We start from the raw sequence: 22,298 nt of genomic DNA, 5'->3' as shown, positions 1-22,298 counted from the left end.
ATGGAAAGGCAGTGTTTGGAATGTGGAGAGCCCATCAGAGGAAGGGTGGATAAGAAGTTTTGTTCGGATTATTGCAGGAATGCTTACAACAATAAACTCAACAAAGACAGTAAGAATCTCGTTCGAAATATTAACAACAGGCTGCGAAAAAATTATCGAATCCTAGATGGCTTTCCCCTGAAGGACGGCAAGACCAGAACGACAAAGACACGTTTGTTAGACAAGGGGTTCGACTTTGAGTATATCACCAACCTGTACACCACAAAAAAGGGCACTACTTATTATTTTGTGTATGACTTGGGGTATTTGCCTTTGGATAACGATTACTATATGATCGTAAAACGAGAATAGCCCGTGACCATGGCCACAGGCTATTCTTGTAATTGTACCTTTTTTTACTTGTAGTTGTGACTGGTGAGTTTTAAGGCTGCTATCACAATGTCCTTTCGGCTGATCTGACCCACCAGGAGTCCGTCTTTCATTACAGGTAACCTTCGCCTGTTATTTTTGTGAAATTCCCCGGCCGCATCGAAAATACTCATGTCGTGCGGGATGGTCTGAACCTCCTTTGTCATAAAACGCTCGAGGTTCTTATCTAGAATAGGCTGGTTAAAATACCTGCTTTCTGATATTTCCTTCATACAATCTGCCTCCGAAATTATACCTACCAGAAATCCGTTATCGTCCAGAACCGGACCACCGGAAATGCGGTTTTTGGCAAAGGATTCCATGACTTCAAGAATGGACTGATCCGGACTGAAGGTTATCAGCTTCTTAGTCATGTAGTCTTCAACCAAAATAGGGGCATCATATTCTTTTTTGGACACTTCTTTGGCTCTGCGGCCCATAAAACTTTTAATACCCATACCTGTTTCGTTTTAATTTGGTTAGCCTTAAATATAAGAAATTTGGGTATATCTTTTAAAATTAGTCGACAAACAACAGAGACAGGTGATTATTTTTTACTTTTAAAGGAGAATAGTACCCGATGAAAAAAACCAGGCTCTGGATTACCTTACCCCTGCTCATTCTTGCCGTGATTTGGAGTTTTAAAGCTCTGATGCCCTCTGATTCTAATACCAGTATAAATGAATTATACGGTTTTTCTACAGACAGGGCCCTGAAACACGTTAAGGAAATATCCAGAAAGCCACATGCCGTTGGATTTCCGGCCCATAAGGAGGTTAGAGAGTATATTGTCAGCGAATTGGAAGCGATGGGCCTTGAAGTTAGCTTGCAACAGGGATATACTGCCGGAGATTGGGCCAATTATAGCAAAGCGATCAATATTGTAAGCAGAATTAAAGGTAGCGGAGACGGGAAAGCACTTCTGCTTCTTTCTCATTATGACAGTAACCCCCACTCCTCTCTTGGAGCCAGCGATGCCGGAAGCGGAGTTGCAACGATTTTAGAAGGAATTCGTGCCTTCCTTGAGAAGCAAATAACGCCAAAGAACGATATCATCATCCTGATTACCGATGCTGAAGAGCTGGGACTCAATGGGGCCGACTTGTTTGCGAACAGGCATCCCTGGACCTCAGATGTTGGGCTCATCCTCAATTTTGAAGCGAGGGGAAGTGGAGGCCCCAGCTATATGTTTATGGAGACCAACAGGGGCAATGAAAAGCTGTTAAAAGAGTTTGTGCGGGCAAAACCGACTTTTCCCGTGACAAATTCGCTGGCCTACAGTATTTATAAACTACTTCCCAACGATACTGACCTTACTGTTTTCCGCGAAGACCAGGATATTGAAGGTTTTAATTTTGCTTTTATCGATGACCATTACGATTATCACTCGGTGCGTGATTCTTATGAACGGCTCGACCGTAATTCTCTAACCCACCAGGGTAGTTACCTGATGCCCCTGCTTCTTCATTTCAGTGAAACTGATCTGGGGCAACTGAAAAGCCTGAATGATGAGGTATATTTTAATATTCCTGTTTTTGAATTGGTTAATTATCCTTTCGACTGGATTTGGCCCATGTGGTTTCTGGCTGTGGGGATCTTCCTGGTCCTGTTATTTTTAGGTCTTAAGAATAAAACGCTTAGCGCAAAGGGGATTTTAAAGGGTTTTATCCCTGTTCTGGCTTCACTTCTGATCAATGGATCCATAGGATATTATATCTGGGGCCTGCTTACGGCTGTATATCCCGAATACAAAGACATCTTGCACGGGTTTCCCTATAACGGTCACACTTATATCCTCGCATTTGTATTTCTCTCTCTTGCCGTCTGTTTCTGGATGTATCGCCTGGTGAAATCGATTGCACTAGCTGATCTGTTAATAGCTCCCGCACTTATCTGGCTGGTAATTTGCTGGGCTGTAGCACAATACCTTCCCGGGGCAAGCTTTTTTGTTATCCCTCTGTACGCCCTACTGGCATCCCTGTTAGTAATGCTCTACCAGAAAGAACCCGATCCCTTGCTGATGTGGTTTCTGGCCCTCCCTGCAGTCTTTATTTACGCACCCTTTATTGCAATGTTCCCTGTAGCTCTAGGCCTGAAAATGATGGTTACAGCCACCGCATTTACGACGCTTGGATTTTGGCTATTAGCCCCCTTAACTGCCCGTTATACCGGCAAGAAAATATTGGGAACACTCAGTTTCCTGGGTTGTCTTGCTGCCCTGATTATTGCCCATTTCCAATCGGATTTTAGCCCTGAAAAAGCAAAACCCACCAGTCTGGTCTATATTCTTGATACAGACGAAAAAGAAGCCAGGTGGGCCACCTATGAACACGAGCTTTCTAATTGGACCTCAACTACGCTGGGAAAAGAGAAGGTTAGGCCAGATCAAATGAATAATATACTGTATAGCAAATATGGCTCTAGAATAACCTATTCCTCAAAAGCCCCCCTCAAGTCAATTCCAGGACCGGTAGTTACCATTGAAAACGATACCACTTTTGATCAGAAGCGCATTCTTGAAATAGGCATTTTTCCTCAGCGGACGGTAAACAGGCTTGATGTGTACACAGATAAAACACCGGTAAGCGAAGCCAGTGTGAATGGGATCGAACTCTCTGAGTACTATTTAAAACAACGGGGCACACGCTTATTTACACATTATATCAGCGATAATGATTCTACCATGCTAAAGTTGAGTATCCCTGCGGGTGCTGAATTAAAACTGACCTTATACGAAGCTTCGAATGATCTTTTAGAGCATCCACTTATGGAAATCCCTCCCAGGCCAGAAGACAATATCCCAATGCCTTTTGTTTTGAATGATGCGATAATTACAAAAAAAACAATCCGTCATTGAAACCTAAAATTGGCATACTGGGATGTGGCTGGCTAGGTTTTGCCCTGGCCAAAAAAATGATAGCACTTAAGTATTACGTTGCAGGAACTACAACAACGAAAGCGAACCTCGAGATTTTAAAGCAGGAAGGGATAAACCCGTTCTACGTTGAATTGTTCAAAGATGGAGTCAGGGGGCATCTTATCGACTTCCTGAAAGAAGTGGATGTACTGGTAATAAACATCCCTCCAAAAAGAGAGGGAGATTCCACCGACTACCTTGCTAAAATTGAACAGTTATACGAGGCGTGCAGGATTATGCATATTGAGAAGATCATTTTTGTGAGTAGTACTTCGGTTTACGGGAAAGTGCAGGGAGAAGTTACAGAAAAGACCAAACCTGCACCTGTTACGGCATCTGCCAAAGCCGTACTCAAGGCCGAAAACCTTTTTGTAAAGGATTCTTCCATGGATTCTACTATAGTAAGATTTGGAGGACTAATCGGGAGAGACCGGCATCCGGTTACCTATTTATCAGGGCAGCAAAACCTCACGAACGGAGATGATTACATCAACCTGATCCACCTGGATGATTGTCTCGATATCTTAACCGGCATAATTTCCGAATCTTGGTGGAACACTCTTATCAATGGTGTTTATCCCTTACATCCTACTAAAAGAGAATATTACAGTGAGCAAGCCCGTAAACGTGGCCTTCCTGAACCTACTTATAAAAAGGGATATGCCGGAAAATCTGGGAAGCTAGTAAGAGCCAGAACCCTTGAATCTCTGGGATTTGAATTTAAAAAACCAATAGATACCTCAGGCGAATAAATTCATCTGTTCCTTAAATTACATTCAGCCATTTTCCTAAAGGTATCATTTCCAGTCATTTCATAGGGGAAGCCAAAAATTAATATTAATTTTGCCGCACTAAAATGTGAAGAAAATGAGAATACGTATAGTTATCCTTTTATTGATCTCAGCCTCCTATTCTTTTGGACAGAGTTCAACCGACCTGAAATCGCACTACGAAGCCTTTTACACCCAGATGAAAAAACAGGGGGATGTCAATGGCGTGATTAATGCTTTAACGCATCTCAATGTAATATCTCCCTCTAAAGAACGAAGAGATACCCTGGGCTATGTTTACGCAAACAACAATCAGCATATACAGGCCCTCAATACTATTGGTATAGAAAAAAACGAAGCTGATTCTGATCTGGCTGTTCAGGTAAAAGCCATCAGCCTTAAAGCGATCAATCAGCCTAAAAGGGCATTAGAACAATTTGAAATACTGAATAAAAGATCACCAAATGCCTACCTCGCATATGAAATCGCTGATTTAAAAATCCAGACCGGTGACAATGATGGCGCAATGGCGAATATTGAATATGCTCTGGCTAATGTGCAGGAGGAAATGACGTATGCTTTCTACGAAAGACAGCAGCCCTATGAAGTTTCCCTGAAAGCTGCTTTATTGCATCTTAAGGGGCTGGTGCAGTACAATACGGATCACGCTAATATTGAAGCTGCAATTTCAACGATAGACGAAGCACTTGCTCTTGAACCTAATTTCAATCTCGCCAGCCTGAGTAAACAAGCGCTGGAATCGAGAAAAGGCAAGCCGGAGGAAGAAAAAAACTAAAAAAAAGGAGGCCTCAGGCCTCCTTTTTTATTTATGTCAACAATTTTTATTCTCCCTGATCCATCTCATCCAGTAAAGCTTTGAAACTCAGAGCTACACCATTGGTCCATCCAAATCCATCCTGGGTTTCGTATTCTCCTCCTCCAGATGGCAGGCTGATGTCCTCCACATTGTATTTTTCCATCATCTTACCGGTATCTTCGTAAACACGCTCATTTAATGCCAGCCAACGTTTTATGATGGTCTTTGCTTCGTCAATATATCCATAGTTAAGTAGTCCTTCAACAGCGATATATTGCAAAGGAGCCCATCCGTTAGGTGCATCCCATTGCTGCCCTGAATTTTCCAAAGTGGTCACGAGTCCACCGTCCTTCAGGAAATCCGACATAAGTTTATCTCTAACTCCTCTGGCCTGTTCAGCTGTTGCCAGTTCAAAAAACAAGGGGAAAGCACCAGCCAGAGTTGCCGTCCTGCCAAAGTCTTTCTGAGAAAAATTATAATCATAAAAATAACTCTCTTCCTCATTCCAGAACAATTCCTGTATAGCAGCTTTCCGCTCATTGGCCTTTGACAGAAACAAAGCCTCGTTCTCGCCGTCATCATCCAGGGCATATCCTTTGGCAATACTTATCTCCATAAAATACAACAGACAATTGAGATCTACGGCCAGGAGGTCGGCCGTTTTTGTTGTACCGAATTCTCCCTCTTTCGTATACCATCTGCTGCTGAAGTCCCAGCCTGAAGCAGCTCCGGATCTTAGTTGTGTATAGAGTTTTTCCTTCTCCGATTTGGAAGGAAGATCGCTTGCCAGGTGTGAGTCTTCCTTGTAGGCCTCCGGTCTCGGTGTGGTCCCACTGTCCCAATACCTGTTCAGGAACTCTCCTTCTTCTAACTGGACAACATATTTTTTGGCGCTAAAAGGATTCTTGATTTCGTACATCCCTGCCATCCAGAAATTGTATTCTTTTAAAATAACCGGATAATAGTCGGGAAACAAACCTTTGGTATTGCGTGTGACGGCATCAACCATAAGGGCATAAAACGGAGGTTGGGAGCGTGTCAGGTAATAATTTCGTGTGCCGTTGGGGATAAATCCCAGGGAATCGATCAGAAAACTAAAATTATCCACCATACTTTTCGCAAGTGCCTCCTGATCGTCTACCATGAGTCCTTCAATGGTAAAGTAACTGTCCCAGTAATAAATTTCCCTGAAACGGCCTCCGGGTACAACGTATTTGTAGGGTAGCGCAATCCTGGAAGAAAATTCCATCGGTGTATCGGGACCCCTGGTTAGTTTCCCCCACATACTGCTGATGTGCTCATACATGTTCTTGGTTGTGTCGGTCACGATATTCTGACCGGAAACGAAAGGATCACTAAAATGGGCATCTACAAAAGCCTTCAGATCAAAATCAGGTTTCTCTTTTTCCTCATTATACAACAGAATCAATTCTTCGTGAGAACGATCTGGCACCATGTCTACAAAGGTTTTTGAATCTTTATAAATGGCCGCAAGCTGCACATCCCTGAATAGTTCCGTTTGGTAAAAATCAGTCCCTGTAATCGTTTTAGGCTGTTCTCTGCATCCTGCGAGCAGGAGAAAAGAAATAAGTATCAAAGTGATATAACGATTCATGATTTTCAGGATTTAAATTTTATTATTTAGGTCGAGACGATTTTCGTCCTTCCATTTCATTGTTTCAAAAGGCTGCTGCTGAAGATACTGTCTTTTTCCTTTTTCAGTTCTATGACAGGCTGGATCTCATCGTTAGGGATGGTCAGGGAAAGGACATAATGGGCTATTTTCCACTCTCCATTTTCCTTTTTTAATACTCCCGAACCCCTGCAAAGCTGCATCCAGGTATTGAGTAATTCGTCAAACCAGGCCAGGCTGCCACTAGGGTCTATATATAAATTTCGGTCAATTGAAGTGAAATTCCAGGCCTTACCCTGTTCAAAATAAGGCTTGGAAAAGGCCATAAACTCGGGTTTATTCCAAACCTCGGCTGCATCAGTCCCAATAAATACAGCATCCTTTGTCATCAAATCGAAATAGGCATTAAAATCGGCCTCTGCGGCTGCCTTATGCCAGTTATCCAGAGTAGTGTTGATCAGTTCGGTATCCGAAGTCTGAGCCTGTAAATGGCTTAGCATAGAAATGCTTATCAGCAGAAATAAAATCTTATTCATCTATAAGTAATTCGGTGTCGAGGGTGTTATTCACAATAACATTGAGCTGGGTTCTCAGAGCATTATATGCTTCAATCATCTCAATCGCCGGAGCGGTGGCATCAATACGGTATTCTGCTGCGGCCCTGGTCTTGAAAATAAAGGTTTTCATCACTTTTTGCCTGCTCTTCACTTGTGGAATGTCGAATTCCACCGGATAAGGCCCTTCTTCCAGTCGTTTCTGCTTTTCTACCAGATCTTCCAGGACCAGGATCAGGTCCTCTTCGTTTGCAACCGTCGACAAAGCATCAAATCCGGTTTCCAGCTCATTGAATTCTCTCCAGTCCCTCACGATATTAGCTGCCTTTGAATTTAAGGTAACTCTCCCGGGCATGGAATCAAGCGAAAAGAACTGCACTTCTTCCTTTGTGGTTTCTCCTTCTTTTCCAGACTCCTGACAAGCCTGTAGAAGCAGGAATAAAGAAAGGATTGACATTATTTTTCTCATAGAACGAATGTACAAATTTTAATAAAAGCTATCTTTGAAAGGAACTCCGTTAATTATAAAATCCTTGCAACAATCCATACTTATTTTAGGGGCCTGTGGCCAAATCGGAACAGAACTAACGCTGGCATTACGCGAGAGATATGGTAATGAAAACGTCATTGCGAGCGATATCAGGGAAGGTTCTGATTCCCTGATGAATTCAGGACCCTTTGAGATTCTGGATGCCACGAGTTATGATGCCGTTGAGGAAATTGTCATGCATTATGAAGTATCTGAGGTCTACCTGATGGCGGCCATGCTGAGCGCTACGGCGGAGAAATTTCCGGAACGGGCCTGGAACCTCAACATGAATTCCCTTTTTAATGTCCTCAACCTCGCCAAAGAAAAAAAGATCGACAAGATATTCTGGCCTTCCAGTATTGCGGTCTTTGGAAAGAACACCCCCAAAGAAAATACACCTCAGCACACCCTGATGGAACCAAGTACGGTTTACGGAATCAGCAAACAGACAGGGGAACGCTGGTGTGCCTACTACAACGCAAAATACGATGTGGATGTGCGCAGCGTGCGTTATCCCGGACTCATCAGCTGGAAAACACAGCCGGGAGGTGGCACTACCGATTATGCCGTGGAAATCTACCTTCAGGCATTGGAGGAAGGCACATACAACTGCTTTTTAAAGGAGGATACTGCCCTGCCGATGATGTTTATGGACGATGCGATACGGGCTGCCATAGAGCTTATGGAGAGTGCAGGGGAAAAATTGAGTATCCGCTCCTCCTACAACCTGGGTGCTATGAGTTTTACCCCAGGGGAAATTGCCGGGAGCATTAAAAAACAACTTCCCGAATTCAGTATTTCCTATGAACCTGATTTCAGACAGGCCATCGCCGATTCCTGGCCCAGTAGTATAGACGATTCACAGGCCAGAAAAGACTGGGGCTGGCATCCCGAATTCGACCTTGAAAGAACTTCTGCCGAAATGCTTAAGCAACTCAGGACTCTGAATTAGTGTTGAAACTTTAATTTTTTCTCGATTGCCACTATCATGGAATTTGCAATGTCCTTTCCGGTTGCATTTTCTATGCCTTCCAGGCCCGGGGAGGAATTCACTTCAAGTAGTAACGGGCCTTTGTTAGACCGGATGATGTCTACTCCGGCCACGGATAGATTCAGGATTTTTGCTGCCTTGATGGCCAGTTTGCGCTCTTCAGCAGTGATCTTGATCCTGGAAGCCCTGCCACCCTGGTGTAGGTTGGCCCTGAATTCACCCTTTTCGGCCTGCCGCTGCATAGAAGCTACAACCTTCCCATTTACGACAAAACACCTGATGTCCTGCCCGTTGGCCTCCTTGATGAATTCCTGCACCAGGATGTTGGTTTGAACACTTTTAAATGCATTAATTACGCTTTCCGCAGCTTTGTTGGTTTCCGCCAGCACTACCCCCTTCCCCTGAGTACTCTCCAGAAGTTTGATGATCAGAGGCGCCCCGTTTACCATCTTGATCAAGTCTTTTGTATCCATAGGAGATTTTGCAAAACCCGTAATAGGAATATGAAGGTCGTTCTTGGCAAATAATTGAGAGGCAAATAACTTATCCCGGGATTGGCTTATGGCTTCTGCCGAGTTCAGGCAGTATACGCCCAGGTAGTCAAATTGTCTGATAAGAGCACAGCCGTAAAAAGTGACTGCAGGCTTAATCCTTGGAATCACTGCATCGAATTCCTTCAGGATATTACCACCCCGATACCGGATTTCCGGCGAGCGGGCATCCAGTTTCATATAGGCAAGTTCTACATTGAGGAAAACAATTTCATGGCCCCTTGCTTCAGCAGCTTCTATCAGGCGTTTATTGCTGTACAAATTCGGATTGCTGGCCAACAGGGTTATTTTTAAGCCTGTCTTTTCTTTCATGTAAGGAGCATATGAAGCTGATATGCTATCCTCTGTAAAGGTCTGAAGCATATATGATTTAGCAGGGTTCACCATAAACCTCCCATTTAAAGCTTCCCTTCCCAGCAGCATTCTGAATTCCATGGTATCCCGGTTCGCTAGTGTAAGTTCTATCTCGAATGTGTCGTCCCCCATTGTCATAGGGGTCCTGATCACAAATCGCTCCTCTGAGATACCGCTTGAACTTTTTACTATACGTCGATCTACAAGCCTTGCCTCGCAATCAACAGTAATACTTCTGTTATCCTGAATGGGGTTCACCTCAAATTTCACCCAATCCTCTTTCTTTTTTCGGAAAACAGAAATATTGGTAGCCTGAATGGATGAAGTTTTGGCCCCTGAATCCACCCGGGCCTTTATTGCCGGAATTCCGAGTTCTTTAAAAACACACCATTCTTCACTACCTATGATCTTTAACATGGGGATTAGTTTCCTTAAAAATTAATTTGAATTCTGTTTCAAATGCTTTTATTGTACCCTGAACCTTCAGGAGGCAAACACTTCTTTCGGTTCCTTAAAGCATTTAAATTCCACCACATAACCATTGGGATCTTCGATAAAGAAGGAAGTATGCTCTCCTTTTTTACTCTTCAGAAAAGTGATGGGCTCGGAATCTTTCTCCTGAATTTCTGAAATTTTCTGGTGAATTTCATTCCATTTTTTCTCATTGAGAATGACCCCAAAATGGAAAGAAGGAAGAATATTGTCGCCAAATTTATAGGACTTGTAGTTAAATGAAAATTCTCCTGATTTGGTGAAGGTGATCTGATTTCCGTGGAGATTAATATCAGCCCATTGTGTAGAATGTCTTCCCAGGTCTGCCCCGAGGATTTCGATATAGAATTTCCTGGTTCTGGTTACGCTGTAACAAGGTAGGGCGAGGTGAAAAGAGCTGTTTGTCATATATCAATCCGTTGTTATAGTACGAAATTAGTCTTCGGAATCATCTTCCTCTACCTCTACATCTGGAATTGCTTCCGGATCATCATCATCGAATTCTTCATAGTCGTCTTCATCGTAATTGGCCATAGTCACTTCCAGTTTCGCACTGATCTTTACCAGGTATTTAGTATCGTCAGTGGTCACCTCAACAGCCTCAATCCGTTCTCCGCTGGCATTTTTAAAAGTGATGATATGTGCATCATCATAGCCGTCTGGATATCGTTCCACCAAGAGTTTTAGAACCTCAGGGGTAAGCTTTTTAAAATCTACTATGACTCTCTTTAAATTATCCATAATTACATGTCCAAAAGATAAGCAAAAATTAATGGCGCAACAATAGTTGCATCGCTCTCAATAATAAATTTAGGGGTATCTATTCCCAGTTTTCCCCAGGTGATCTTTTCATTGGGAACTGCCCCGGAATAACTACCATAACTGGTGGTACTGTCACTTATCTGGCAGAAATAGCTCCAGAAAGGAGTATCGGTCCTTTCCATATCCTGATATAACATAGGAACCACACATATTGGAAAGTCGCCGGCTATACCTCCGCCGATCTGGAAAAAGCCGATTCCTTTTTCAGAATTCTCAGTATACCAGTCGGCCAGAAAGGTCATGTATTCAATCCCCGACTTCACCGTAGAAGCTTTTAATTCACTTTTAATTACGTAGGATGCAAATATGTTCCCCATGGTACTGTCTTCCCAGCCGGGACAAACTATAGGAAGGTTTTTTTCTGCCGCCGCATACATCCAGGAGTCTTTCAGGTCTATCTCGTAATATTCTTCCAAAACACCTGAAAGCAGCATCTGGTACATATATTCGTGAGGTAGGTACCGCTTACCTGCCTCTTCAGCCTCTTTCCACAATTTATGGATGTGCTCCTGTAGCCTTCGGAATGCTTCTTCCTCGGGAATACATGTATCGGTTACCCTGTTGAGGCCTTTTTCGAGCAAATCCCATTCTTGCTCCGGGGTTAGATCTCTATAGCTTGGAACCCTTTTATAGTGCGAATGTGCAACAAGATTCATGATGTCTTCTTCCAGGTTGGCCCCGGTACAGGAAATGATATGCACTTTATCCTGACGAATCATCTCGGCAAAGATCTTACCCAATTCTGCGGTACTCATGGCTCCGGCCAGAGAGACAAGCATCTTTGCTCCATTCTGTAACTGCTCTTCATACGCCTTGGCAGCGTCTACAAGGGCTGCTGCGTTAAAGTGCAGATAGTATTTTGAAATAAAATCTGATATGGGTCCTTTACTCATCATCTTCATTAAATTTCGGTAGGGAAGAATTTCCACTGCCTGTTTCCATCTCGTAGGTATTATCGTATTCATCCTCTACAGCTTCATCCTTGAATTTATAACTGAGCATTTTATAGTACAGTTTTGCAGCCAGGAAGTCTGAGGATCTATCGTTACTATTAGGGCATAATTCTACCAAATCAAAGCCGACCACATTTTTTTCTTCAAATACCTGCTTCAGGAATTCAAGGGTTTCATACCATAGAAGACCACCGGGTTCCGGAGTTCCTGTTGACGGCATAATTGACGGGTCTAAGGCGTCCAGATCGAAGGTAATAAACACATTTTCACCCAGTAAGTCAACGACCTTGTCCATCCAGTAGTCATCATCGACCATTTCATGTGCAAAAAATGTCTTTTCAACATCCATGATAGTTGTCTCTATAGCATCCATACTTCTGATACCTACCTGGACCAGATTTGTTTGCTGACTTGCCTCGTAAACTGCACAGGCATGGTTGAAAGGTGTACCATCATAGGATTCTCTTAAATCGGCATGTGCATCTATATGCAGAACGGTGAGATTTTCAAAGCATTCATTAAAAGCACGGATAGATCCGATTGAAATAGAATGCTCTCCTCCAACCAGGGTAACGAATTTGTTTCGTTTGATGTACTCCTTTGTAATTTTATGTACACTATTTACCATAGCTTCGGGCTTGGAGAGCTCTGCTATAGGGCTGGTAACATGAACCCCTTGTTTGTAGACCTCCGTATCTGTCTCGATGTCGTAGAGCTCCATATTCTCGGAAGCTTCGAGCAGGGCCTCAGGACCTTTATCCGCTCCCTTCCCCCAGGTGCTTGTGCCGTCATAAGGCACGGGAATCAATACAACTTTCGATTTTTCAAGTTGTGCAAATTCGTCAGGGATTCCCGCGTAATTTTTAGATGTTCTCATATCCTAAAATTTTAAGCAATTCCGATGCTTTTTGTTGTTCACTAAATACTTGTGTCACCAGCTTCCCGTCTTCGTCACGGTCTATGAGTATATGTTTAGGAGTGGGAATAAGGCAATGTTGCAAGCCTCCAAATCCCCCGATGGTTTCCTGATAAGCCCCGGTATTAAAAAACCCGATATAAAGCGGCTTGTCTTTCCTGTATTTGGGAAGGTAAATGGCGTTCATATCCTGAATACTGTTGTAGTAATCATCACTGTCACAGGTGAGTCCGCCCAACAATACTCTTTCATACTGATCATGCCAGCGATTTACAGGCAACATAATAAAACGTTTGTTGATGGCCCAGGAATCTGGTAATGTGGTGATAAAACTAGAATCGATCATATTCCACTTTTCCCTATCATTCTGTTGTTTCTGATACAGCACCTCGTAGATTGCCCCTCCACTCTCTCCTACAGTAAAGCTTCCAAATTCAGTGAAGATATTGGGTACGGGCACGTCTGCTTCCTTGCAGGCGATATTGATCTGGTTAATGATCTCATCCACCATATACTCATAATCGTACTCAAAGGCAAGAGAGTTTTTAGTGGGAAATCCTCCTCCGATGTTAAGACTGTCCAGGCTCGGACAAATCTTTTTTAGCCTTACATAAACCTTTAAACACTTGGTTAGTTCATTCCAGTAATAGGCATTGTCACGAATGCCGGTATTGATAAAGAAATGGAGCATCTTGAGTTCCACCTTATCATTGTCCCGGATCTGGTTTTCGTAAAATGGGACGATGTTTCTGTAGCCTATCCCAAGTCTCGAGGTATAGAACTCAAATTTTGGTTCTTCTTCGGAAGCGATCCTGATCCCGATACTAAATGGATCGTTAATTGCATCGCTGAGCAGGTCGATCTCTTCATAATTATCAATGATGGGGATACAATTCCTGTGCCCCCCGTTAATAAGATCCGCGATGTTCTGGATGTATCTGTCCCTTTTAAAACCATTGCAGAGGACATAGGTATTATCTTTTATCTTACCCGCCTTCTTAAGCTGTTCTACAATATTTATGTCAAAAGCCGAAGAAGTCTCAATATGGATGTCATTCTTCAGGGCTTCGTCAAGCACGTACTGGAAATGAGAACTTTTTGTACAATAACAGTAGATGTACTTTCCTTTATAATTGTGTCTTTCTATCGCTTTGGCAAACCACTCCTTAGCCCTGTTGATGTTTCTCGAAATCTTGGGGAGGTAGGTGAACTTAAGCGGACTTCCGTATTGTTCCACAAGAGATCTCAGGGGAATACCGTGAAATAGGAGATTATCCTCCTCCAGGGTAAACTCCTCCTGAGGGAAATAATAGCTTTGATCGATCAGATCGATGTATTTAATGTTCATTAAATAGGTGCGGGATTAGATTTTTTTTATACGCCTGTACTTCCTTTCGGGTTAATGTCTTTGATTGTGCTGAATCTTCCTGTTTTGCGGTGTAAATGAAATCAAAAAAAAGTAAAATTCAAGCTTTTTTATACAATTTTCTAAATGATAATATAGGTTTAATATGCACATTTAGAAAATACCTTTCTAAATTAAATATCTAAAGTTTTAATTTATTAACTCTTTGTATCTTAGAGTATAAATCAAGATGTTATGAAATACTCCATAATAAAATTAGTAACGCCCGTTCTTATCGCATTTTTTTGCTCAGCTATCTGGGCTCAACCTGCTCCTGGTGTGTACCTGGGAACCGATTCTGAATCCCCGGATCTGATTCACGAAATAAAAATGAACGATAATTATTTGGTGTATACGGAATATACCAACGCTCCGGATTTCGTCCGAACCCGAGGGGGATTTTATACACTCGAGGGGGACTCCATAAAAGTACAACTCGAATTTAATTCGGCCTTTGAAAAGGATGGGGCTAAAGCGATGGCATTTTCTTATTCTATGGACGGAGACAAGCTTGTACTGAATGAAGGAAAACTAATTGGTCTGAAGCAGGTAAAAAGCAAGGATCAGGATCTGGACGGAGCCTGGCTCTTTGCAACGCGAGGCCCTGATACCGGACAGGACAGAAGAGGGGAATCTAATCCCAGAAAGACTTTAAAATTTCTTATAGATGGGCATTTTCAATGGATTGCCTACCATACTGAAACCATGCGATTTTCGGGAACAGGAGGAGGTTCTTTTACTTCTGAGGATGGAGTCTATACCGAAAATATCGCTTATTTCTCCCGGGATAATAGTCGGGTAGGCGCCTCACTGAATTTTAATTACGAACGCAAGGGTGACGACTGGCACCATACGGGAAAGAACAGCAGGGGTGAGCCCATGTACGAGATCTGGGCTATAAGATAATCACGGACCTATCTCTTGTTGATATCCGATTTTCCACCTGTCTTTTTTATCAGGCGTATCCTGGCGATTTCCACTCCCTTGTCTATGGGTTTAAGCATATCGTAAAGGTTTAGGGCCACAACACTGGCCCCATGCATGGCCTCTACTTCTACCCCTGTCTTATAATGGGTCTTAACAGTGATGGTAATCCTAACCTGTAGATCTTCAATATCGTATCGGATGTCTGTGTATTCAATCGGTAGCGGATGGCAATCGGGCAAAAGATCGGCAGTTTTTTTTACCCCCAGCAATCCGGCCGCCTTGCTCATCGAGAAGACATCTCCCTTCGGCACCCTTTTCTCTCTGATAGCCTGTATGGTTTCCGGGGAGCTCACTTCTACAACAGCTTCCGCTACTGCAGTTCTGAGCGTATTTTCCTTATGTGTTATATCGACCATCTCTTATGTATTCACTTTCCATTGATAGGATTCGTCATCAAAGACTTCTTTTCCAAATACCGGCACCTCAGCTTTAATCTCTTCCACCAGATAGTGCAAGGCATCAAAGACCACTTTGCGATGCGGAGCAGAAACAAAGACAAAGAGGCATATTTCGCCTGTTTCCACCCTCCCAAGACTGTGGTAGATATGCATACAACTCAGCTCATATTTTGCAAAGGTTGCTTCCCTTATCTCGTGGAATTTCTGGTTGGCCATGGATTCATAGGCTGAATAATCAATTGCTTTGACCTCTTTTCCATCAATCACATCCGCCCTTACCTGTCCCAGGAAGATATCATGGGCCCCAATTGCGGTTTTTACCTGATGTTTGGCGATGGAATTCGCGATAAATTCGGGAGTGATAGCCCCCTGAAGAAAGACATTTTTTACTTTGTTTGTATCCAAAACGAAAAGGCTTTCCTACGAAGGTAACGAGTTTTTAGTAATTTCATTTACCTCATGTAAACATGTCGGATTACCGACCTTATTCCGCTAAAACCTAATGGAAAACAGGAGATGTCTTATCAAGGTTGTTTCTCGATGTAGTACAAAACAAAATCCCCGTTTTCTTTTTTGTGATAATAGAGTCCGTTGTCATCTGCAGAAAAGGTAGGCCCTTCCACAAATCCCATAATCTCAGAGATGAGTTGTGGTTCAGAAAAAGGCAGGTCAGAAGATGTTCGAGTAGCGATGTAGATCTTTGCTTCAGAATCAGGGGATATATCTCCGATAATCCTGGTAAAGCAAAGTTCCAGTTCATTTTTTGAAATTGCAGCGGCATATTCCAGATTATCCGTATTGATATTCGCTAGTATGGTACCGCTGTTAGGATCTCTTTGAAATTCAGTTCCGTTTTTTCGCGCAATTGAAAAATTCGCCTCCCTCGGTCCTCCGTTCTCATCATAAAGGCCATCAACAAAATAAAGCGTTTGTCCGTCGTTGGAAACTTCCACATCAAAGTTCAGCCAGCCCGGCTGGTTCAGGGACAGATTTTCCACCACAGATATATTGGTGAGTCCACCTGCGTTGTAAGTTCCCATATAAATCGATTGAAGCGTTTGGAAATAATCTCCTGTGTATACATAATACAGGATATTATTCTGATCCATGGTAGGAACGCCCTCAAGACTTTCCGTGGCCACCCCCTGCAATTCCCCCTGGTATTCAAACAGCGTATTGTTGATACGTGTGCTCCAGTGGAGATTGGTGTCAACCGAAGGATTGTTCAGGTTATTAAAGAAAAGGATACTACCATCCCTGCTTAAAAAAGGCTCCATGATCTGGTCGTCGTATCCCTGAACGGTTACGCGCTGTGGACTACCAAATTGAATGCTTGTATCTTCATTGACTGCATCCTCCTCAGAAGAACTACAACCTAAAATAATGAAGGCGAGGCTTAGGGAAACTAGGGTCCAGAATTTCATTTGGTTGCTTTAAAATCAGACTGCGTTTTTGTAAAAAGGTTTGATTATAATCCCATTTAATTTTGAAATAAGATTAGCACTGACCTTAATACTCAACGAAAATAGCCGACTATTATTTTAGTCTAAAATTCTCATAATGAGGGTGGAGTGGCAGGAAGGTATATGAAAATTAGTGGTGGGAATAGGTAATTAGGTTATTCCAATACTTCGTAGACGGTAATCTTCTCTTTTTTATTCTTGAGTTGTATATCACCCACCTTTTTACATTGGAAAGCCTCTTTAACCGTTTGGTAGCAATCTTCAGAGATCAGGATCTGATTCTCCTCGGCAGCAAATTCTAGTCGCGCTGCCGTATTTACGGTATCTCCTATTACGGTAAAATCGAGACGTTTTAAACTGGATGATCCTATGTTGCCCGAGACCATTTCCCCACTGTTTATTCCAATGGATACACGCGGTCGATAACCGCCCATTTCCTTGAGTTCGGGCAGTTTGGCAATTTGCTGTCGTACGGCCAAGGCAGCGTCTAATGCCCGGTCCAGATGATAGTCGCCCCTGAAAACTGCCATCACGGCATCGCCCATAAATTTATCGATATAGCCTTCCTGTGCGATGATCTCCTTTACCATGGCATCAAAATAGGAGTTTAGCATATTGACCACTACATCCGGACTCGTCGTTTCGCTGAGACTGGTAAACCCACAGACGTCGATAAACATCACCGTAGCGGTGACGTTTTCATTGGCCATGACAGTAGATTCGTATTCTTTACTACCCATAAAATTCAGAACATTCTCATCAACGTACATTTTAAGAATGTTGTTTTCCCTTACGGCCTTTAAGGTTTTCTGTAAATCACGAACGTGCTTTAAGGTCTTTTCAACAGTTATGGTAAGGTCTTCAAAGTTGATGGGTTTGGTGATAAAATCGAACGCTCCCCTGTTCATTGCTGTACGGATATTTTCCATATCTCCGTAGGCAGAAACAATAACAGATTTTAATAAAGGATTTAGTTCGTGCAGTTTGCTAAGCAGGGTAAGGCCATCCATTTCCGGCATGTTAATGTCGCTTAACACCAGATCCATATTTGGATCAGAATTCAGTTTTTCCAAGGCATCCACCCCATTTATGGCAAAGACGAACTCGTATTCGTTTTGACGAATCTGTTTCCTGAACTTTTGTTTGATCAGAATCTCCAGATCTGTTTCATCATCCACCACCAAAATTTTTGCCATTACAGTATTGCTTTTAATTTTTCCTTTAAGATACCAAATTCTACCGGTTTGGTGAGGAAGTCATCTGCCCCAAGCTTCATGGCAGTATCATAGTTTTCCTTATCACCATAAGCTGTGATCATCATCACCAGCGGTGGGGGTTTACGAAAATTCTTTTTTATTTGTTCCAGCAATTCCAGGCCACTCATCCCAGGCATATTGATATCTGATAGGATAAGGACAGCCTCGTGGTTGTGATCAGCCATGTAACTAAGTGCCTCTTCTCCCGAAAAGGCAAAGGCAAAATCGAGTTCGTTATTGCGAATTTCTCTTCGAAAGCGTTGCTGGAAAAGTACCTTTACATCTTGTTCGTCGTCTACAACTAAAATTTTCATGGCTCTGCTAGTTTATTATTTGTTTATGCTTTGTTTTCTTCGATATGGGAAGTACAATAGTAAAGGTGGTTCCTTCTCCTTCTACGGAGGTAACCTGCAATTCTCCGTTATGCCCTTTGGTCACTATTTCGTAGCTCATACTCAGGCCTAATCCTGTCCCTCTTCCGGAAGGTTTGGTAGTAAAAAAGGGTTCAAAGATCTTTTGTCTAATCTGTTTAGGGATCCCGTTTCCATTGTCCTTTACTTTGATCTCTACACTATTACTTCCATTTTTTGTTGTAACAATTACCGTGGGTTCGTAGCCCTCTTCTCCCTGTTTCTTTCGCTCCTGAACGGCGTGGAAGGCATTGGTAATAAGGTTTAAGATCACCCTGCCCATGTCTTGAGGAATGATGGCTATCTTCCCTATCTTCTCGTCAAAATGGGTTTCCATGGTTGCATTAAAGGACTTGTCTTTGGCGCGCAGGCCATGATAAGCCAAGCGAAGATATTCGTCTGCCAGGACATTAATGTCGGTGGGGTCTTTTTCTCCACTGCTGGCCCGACTGTGTTGCAACATTCCTTTCACGATAGAATCGGCTCGTTTTCCGTGGTGTGAGATCTTCTCCAGGTTTTGATCAATGTCTTCCAGAAGTTCTTTTTCTAGTTTTGGATCACGTTCTTTACTGGTCTTAGCTTGCTCCTCTTTTAGTTCTTCAATGAGTTCCCTGTTCACTTCAGAAAAATTATTGACAAAATTTAGTGGGTTTTGTATCTCGTGTGCAATACCCGCAGTAAGTTCTCCAAGGCTAGCCATTTTTTCGGCCTGAATCAATTGGGTCTGGGTAGCTTTTAACTCTGCATAAGCCTTTTTTATTTCCTTTGCTTGTTTAAGTTCTTTTTGCCGTGCCTCTTCCTCTGCTTTTTTTAAGGTTCTGGCTTTTTGATAAAGATGGAAGCGGTAGCCTAAAAGCAACAGTAATGCAAGATAGATCCCATAGGCCCACCAGCTTTGCCACCATGGGGGTAATATGGTAAAATTAAAAGAACTAGGTTCGCTCCATACATCATTAAAACCTTTAGAGGCTACTTTGAACGAATATACACCGGGAGGCAAATCTCTATAATTCTCACTTACTTCTTCTTGTGTAATTGGGCTCCACTTTTTATCAATGCCCTCCAAGATATACCGATAATACACTTGGTCCCGGTTGGCAAAATAGGGGGCATTGTAGTTAAAACTTAGGTAGTTTTGAGTATAGGGCAAAGTGAGTTCAACGGGCAGATTATATGGTCCTTCAACAGTTTTCCATTCCATGCCCTCGCTTGTTCTGTTCGCAGGAGTATTCTCCGTCTTATTTTCAATTACAGAATCATTTGGATAAGCTGCCCTAATGGAATCTAAGCCTGCTCTTTTGCTTTGGATAACCTTATTATCAACAAATTTCTGTTGTTTATCGAGAATATTAATTCCTGTGATGTTGGTAGAAGTTGTGGTAGAATCCAAGTCAAGCGGATTCATCACCGTTAACATTTCCCCTTGCACCCCTGCCCAAAATCTATTATTTCGATCAAAGGTGAAACTGTTTTCTGAAAAGTCGAGTAAATTGAGACCCTGGCCTTTTCCAATGGTTTTTACTGACCACTGTATTTTTTCTTTATCAGATTCGGCTTTTGGGCTCAAAATGGTTAACCCTCTGGAGGTTCCCGTAAATATTTCACCCTCATGCACCGCTATTGCATATACATCATTGGCTGCAAGGCCTTCATCTGTAGTAAAGGTGGTGATCTCATTAGTTTCTAGGTTGATATACTGTACGCCAAAATCCATTGCGGCCCAAACATTGTTCTTATCATCAAGAGCGATTGAAAAAACCTGATTAGAAAGTAACCCTCCCTCAGTATTTAGAAATACGCGTTCGTTGGTAGTTGTATTTATTCTCTGAATACCGGCTCCTACAACGGCTATCCAGATGTTCCTATTGGTGTCTTCGTGAATGACATTGTTTTGAAAAACTTCCTCTGCACGATCAGGCAGGTAATAATTTAATTCTGATTTCTTTTCATCAAGCAGTAATATTTCCCCTTGGTCAGCCCCCATCCAAACCCGACCATTGGTGTCTTCTAAAACATCAGAAATAATGTTAGTCTCCAACCCCTGAACAGTAGTAAGTTGTTGAATGGTCTGTTTTACAGGGTCTATAATGCTTACACCAAACCTACTACCAACTGCCCAAATTCGCCCTTCAGAATCTTCATTTAGCCGGCTATTCCTATCATTGACCAAACCTTCTGATTCCCCTAAATGTTTAATAGTTCCGGTTTCCGGATCGTAGATATCAATACCCTCATAACCTCCTATCCATAGTTTATCATCTGTGGCTTCTAAGGTGTGCCAAACCGAATTACTTGTCAAACCATCTTCAATGGTAAAATTCCCGGGTCTGGCGGTATTTGGGTCAATTTTATAAAGTCCACCCTGGGGCATTACTGTCCAAATCTGGCCACTTGCATCCTCTTCAAAATGTATCGAGGCCTGACTGGGCCTGTTTGAGAGATTTATTTTTTCTATCTCTTCCATATTTTTATCTAAAAGATAAACCACACCGTCACCTCCACCAAACCAATAATTGCCGGAGGAATCCTGAAACATGCCGGTTATGCCATTTCCTTTTTGAAATAAACTACCAAAAGAGTAGATGGATAAAGATGTTTTTTCCGCATTTAAGACAATGCCTCCACCCTGATTGGCCATCCATAGTCTTCCTTGGTTGTCTTCAAAAAAGCTTGCTGTAAATGGTCCGGGAAGGCCGTTCTCTGTGGTTAACTGCATATTTTTTCCTGCCTCCAGGTCAATGATATTTACGCCCCCGTTGGATGGGAGCCAAATAAGCCCGTTTTTGTCCTGATATGGTTTAACATTGAATATGCCCAAAAGACCTTCATCTGGTGTAAAGCGGTAAGTCAGCTTTTCATCCAAATCAATAATGTCAAACCCTGTTCTTAGATTTGAGATCCAGATTGTGCCATCCGCTGCTTCTATAAAACCATTGCCATTTATATTGGGCAATTCACTGGTTAATTCATAAATCAATTTGGCCTCAAAATCGAGTATAATAGTGCCTTCCGAACTATTTGAAATCCATAGCCTGCCTTTAGAATCTTTAAATAAGCCATTTATGGTGGCATTAGTGATTCCCTGTTCTAACCCATAGATTTCAATTGTGTTCGAATCGTATTTGGCAATTTGCCCCTGCATTCCTATCCACAACATACCACTACTGTCTTTTAGCAGGCTAAATGCCTCCGTTGGAAGTCCCATGTCTAGACTGGCTCTGGCAACACCGCGGCTTAGCCCGGGTTGATTTGTAAACGTACCCGCCTCAATAATTTCAGGATCCCCTAATACTTTAATCTTAATATTTAGGGTTGTATGTGGTAAGCTATCCAAGCTAAAAGGCATAAATGGCAGGCTTTCCAGACTAAAGAATTTTTCTTCACCCTTTCCGTTGTATGGAATGGGTAAACCGATATCTAAAGGCTTTGCAGCCAATTGATCCCAATTGAATTTTTTTACAGGTAACTTGCTAAAAGGAGTAGTTTTTTTGGTCTTCCAGACAATGGTATCTTCTTTTGTAAATTCAAACTTTTTAGTAAGGGGTTGTTTGAATTCACTTTCTGTTTTGGGAAATGGGGGCGCTTCCCTGCTACTATTGCAAGCCGCAAGAATAACACATAACAGTATATAGATACCTAAGGAAGGTTTAAAAATGGTTGGTTTATTCATAA

General features: G+C 42.4%; 22 protein-coding genes. 6 read left to right on the top strand and 16 right to left on the bottom strand.

The features are described from left to right. Window positions 1–351, top strand: a complete 351-nt coding sequence (locus AB8P51_RS00150) for a DUF2116 family Zn-ribbon domain-containing protein (protein WP_369746748.1) — start codon at window positions 1–3, stop codon at window positions 349–351. 44 nt (window positions 352–395) lie between these two features. Here the strand turns inward: AB8P51_RS00150 and AB8P51_RS00145 are convergent, their stop codons facing one another. Continuing rightward, window positions 396–866 carry a CBS domain-containing protein gene (locus AB8P51_RS00145; RefSeq protein WP_369746747.1) on the bottom strand — a complete coding sequence of 157 codons (471 nt, stop codon included), beginning with the start codon at window positions 864–866 and terminating at the stop codon, window positions 396–398. 122 nt (window positions 867–988) lie between these two features. On the opposite strand from AB8P51_RS00145, the gene AB8P51_RS00140 reads away from it, so the two are divergent. From AB8P51_RS00140 to AB8P51_RS00130, 3 genes are all read left to right on the top strand, one after another. After that, window positions 989–3,265 carry a M28 family peptidase gene (locus tag AB8P51_RS00140; RefSeq protein WP_369746746.1) on the top strand — a complete coding sequence of 759 codons (2,277 nt, stop codon included), beginning with the start codon at window positions 989–991 and terminating at the stop codon, window positions 3,263–3,265. Then, complete coding sequence (locus AB8P51_RS00135; RefSeq protein ID WP_369746745.1) at window positions 3,262–4,077, top strand: NAD(P)H-binding protein; 816 nt, start codon at window positions 3,262–3,264, stop codon at window positions 4,075–4,077. Before AB8P51_RS00140 ends, AB8P51_RS00135 begins: the two co-directional genes overlap by 4 nt. Window positions 4,078–4,192: 115 nt before the next feature. Then, the gene (locus AB8P51_RS00130) at window positions 4,193–4,891 is read left to right on the top strand and encodes a hypothetical protein (protein WP_369746744.1); all 699 of its coding nucleotides are present in this window, start codon (window positions 4,193–4,195) and stop codon (window positions 4,889–4,891) included. 46 nt (window positions 4,892–4,937) lie between these two features. On the opposite strand, the gene AB8P51_RS00125 is transcribed toward AB8P51_RS00130, so the two are convergent. From AB8P51_RS00125 to AB8P51_RS00115, 3 genes are read right to left on the bottom strand one after another with little or no spacing between them, the layout of a single operon-like run. Beyond that, entirely contained in the window at window positions 4,938–6,527 is a 1,590-nt protein-coding gene (locus AB8P51_RS00125; protein ID WP_369746743.1) for a trehalase family glycosidase, read from the bottom strand. A gap of 56 nt (window positions 6,528–6,583) precedes the next feature. Then, window positions 6,584–7,081 (bottom strand): nuclear transport factor 2 family protein, encoded by a 498-nt coding sequence (locus AB8P51_RS00120; RefSeq protein WP_369746742.1) that lies wholly within the window; start codon window positions 7,079–7,081, stop codon window positions 6,584–6,586. Further along, the gene (locus AB8P51_RS00115; RefSeq protein ID WP_369746741.1) at window positions 7,074–7,568 is read right to left on the bottom strand and encodes a hypothetical protein; all 495 of its coding nucleotides are present in this window, start codon (window positions 7,566–7,568) and stop codon (window positions 7,074–7,076) included. Before AB8P51_RS00115 ends, AB8P51_RS00120 begins: the two co-directional genes overlap by 8 nt. 64 nt (window positions 7,569–7,632) lie before the next feature. Here AB8P51_RS00115 and AB8P51_RS00110 point away from each other — a divergent pair, with 64 nt between their 5' ends. Beyond that, window positions 7,633–8,580, top strand: coding sequence for an NAD-dependent epimerase/dehydratase family protein (locus AB8P51_RS00110; RefSeq protein ID WP_369746740.1), 948 nt, complete (start codon window positions 7,633–7,635; stop codon window positions 8,578–8,580). Here the strand turns inward: AB8P51_RS00110 and rimK are convergent. The 6 genes from rimK to AB8P51_RS00080 all read right to left on the bottom strand — a co-directional run bounded on the left by rimK (window position 8,577) and on the right by AB8P51_RS00080 (window position 14,055). Continuing rightward, window positions 8,577–9,941, bottom strand: a complete 1,365-nt coding sequence (gene rimK, locus AB8P51_RS00105; protein WP_369746739.1) for a 30S ribosomal protein S6--L-glutamate ligase — start codon at window positions 9,939–9,941, stop codon at window positions 8,577–8,579. The two genes, AB8P51_RS00110 and rimK, sit on opposite strands and share 4 nt — an antisense overlap. Before the next feature lie 66 nt (window positions 9,942–10,007). Beyond that, window positions 10,008–10,424, bottom strand: coding sequence for a VOC family protein (locus AB8P51_RS00100; protein WP_369746738.1), 417 nt, complete (start codon window positions 10,422–10,424; stop codon window positions 10,008–10,010). A 27-nt stretch (window positions 10,425–10,451) separates the two neighbouring features. Continuing rightward, entirely contained in the window at window positions 10,452–10,757 is a 306-nt protein-coding gene (locus tag AB8P51_RS00095; protein WP_369746737.1) for a hypothetical protein, read from the bottom strand. 2 nt (window positions 10,758–10,759) lie between these two features. After that, the gene (locus tag AB8P51_RS00090) at window positions 10,760–11,731 is read right to left on the bottom strand and encodes a deoxyhypusine synthase family protein (RefSeq protein WP_369747673.1); all 972 of its coding nucleotides are present in this window, start codon (window positions 11,729–11,731) and stop codon (window positions 10,760–10,762) included. Beyond that, complete coding sequence (gene speB, locus AB8P51_RS00085) at window positions 11,724–12,668, bottom strand: agmatinase (protein WP_369746735.1); 945 nt, start codon at window positions 12,666–12,668, stop codon at window positions 11,724–11,726. Before speB ends, AB8P51_RS00090 begins: the two co-directional genes overlap by 8 nt. Next, window positions 12,655–14,055: an arginine decarboxylase gene (locus AB8P51_RS00080; RefSeq protein ID WP_369746734.1), complete on the bottom strand. Its 1,401-nt coding sequence runs from the start codon at window positions 14,053–14,055 to the stop codon at window positions 12,655–12,657. Before AB8P51_RS00080 ends, speB begins: the two co-directional genes overlap by 14 nt. Before the next feature lie 252 nt (window positions 14,056–14,307). Between AB8P51_RS00080 and AB8P51_RS00075 the strand changes: the two genes are divergently transcribed. Beyond that, window positions 14,308–15,018 carry a hypothetical protein gene (locus AB8P51_RS00075; RefSeq protein WP_369746733.1) on the top strand — a complete coding sequence of 237 codons (711 nt, stop codon included), beginning with the start codon at window positions 14,308–14,310 and terminating at the stop codon, window positions 15,016–15,018. An 8-nt stretch (window positions 15,019–15,026) separates the two neighbouring features. On the opposite strand, the gene moaC is transcribed toward AB8P51_RS00075, so the two are convergent. The 6 genes from moaC to AB8P51_RS00045 form a co-directional block, all read right to left on the bottom strand. Continuing rightward, window positions 15,027–15,455 carry a cyclic pyranopterin monophosphate synthase MoaC gene (moaC, locus tag AB8P51_RS00070; protein WP_369746732.1) on the bottom strand — a complete coding sequence of 143 codons (429 nt, stop codon included), beginning with the start codon at window positions 15,453–15,455 and terminating at the stop codon, window positions 15,027–15,029. Window positions 15,456–15,458: 3 nt separating this feature from the next. Then, window positions 15,459–15,902 carry a molybdenum cofactor biosynthesis protein MoaE gene (locus AB8P51_RS00065; protein ID WP_369746731.1) on the bottom strand — a complete coding sequence of 148 codons (444 nt, stop codon included), beginning with the start codon at window positions 15,900–15,902 and terminating at the stop codon, window positions 15,459–15,461. A 119-nt stretch (window positions 15,903–16,021) separates the two neighbouring features. Next, entirely contained in the window at window positions 16,022–16,921 is a 900-nt protein-coding gene (locus tag AB8P51_RS00060) for a hypothetical protein (RefSeq protein WP_369746729.1), read from the bottom strand. Window positions 16,922–17,115: 194 nt separating this feature from the next. Beyond that, window positions 17,116–18,156, bottom strand: coding sequence for an adenylate/guanylate cyclase domain-containing protein (locus AB8P51_RS00055; protein ID WP_369746728.1), 1,041 nt, complete (start codon window positions 18,154–18,156; stop codon window positions 17,116–17,118). Continuing rightward, window positions 18,156–18,530 carry a response regulator gene (locus AB8P51_RS00050; protein ID WP_369746727.1) on the bottom strand — a complete coding sequence of 125 codons (375 nt, stop codon included), beginning with the start codon at window positions 18,528–18,530 and terminating at the stop codon, window positions 18,156–18,158. The genes AB8P51_RS00055 and AB8P51_RS00050 overlap by 1 nt, the downstream gene beginning before the upstream one ends. Window positions 18,531–18,537: 7 nt before the next feature. Beyond that, complete coding sequence (locus AB8P51_RS00045) at window positions 18,538–22,296, bottom strand: ATP-binding protein (protein WP_369746726.1); 3,759 nt, start codon at window positions 22,294–22,296, stop codon at window positions 18,538–18,540. Window positions 22,297–22,298: the final 2 nt, after the last annotated feature.

This window comes from Muriicola sp. SD30, assembly GCF_041205185.1.
Classification (GTDB): Bacteria; Bacteroidota; Bacteroidia; order Flavobacteriales; family Flavobacteriaceae; genus Muriicola.
Note: the sequence above shows the minus strand (reverse complement) of the source record. Positions and strands in the feature narration are given on the sequence as shown.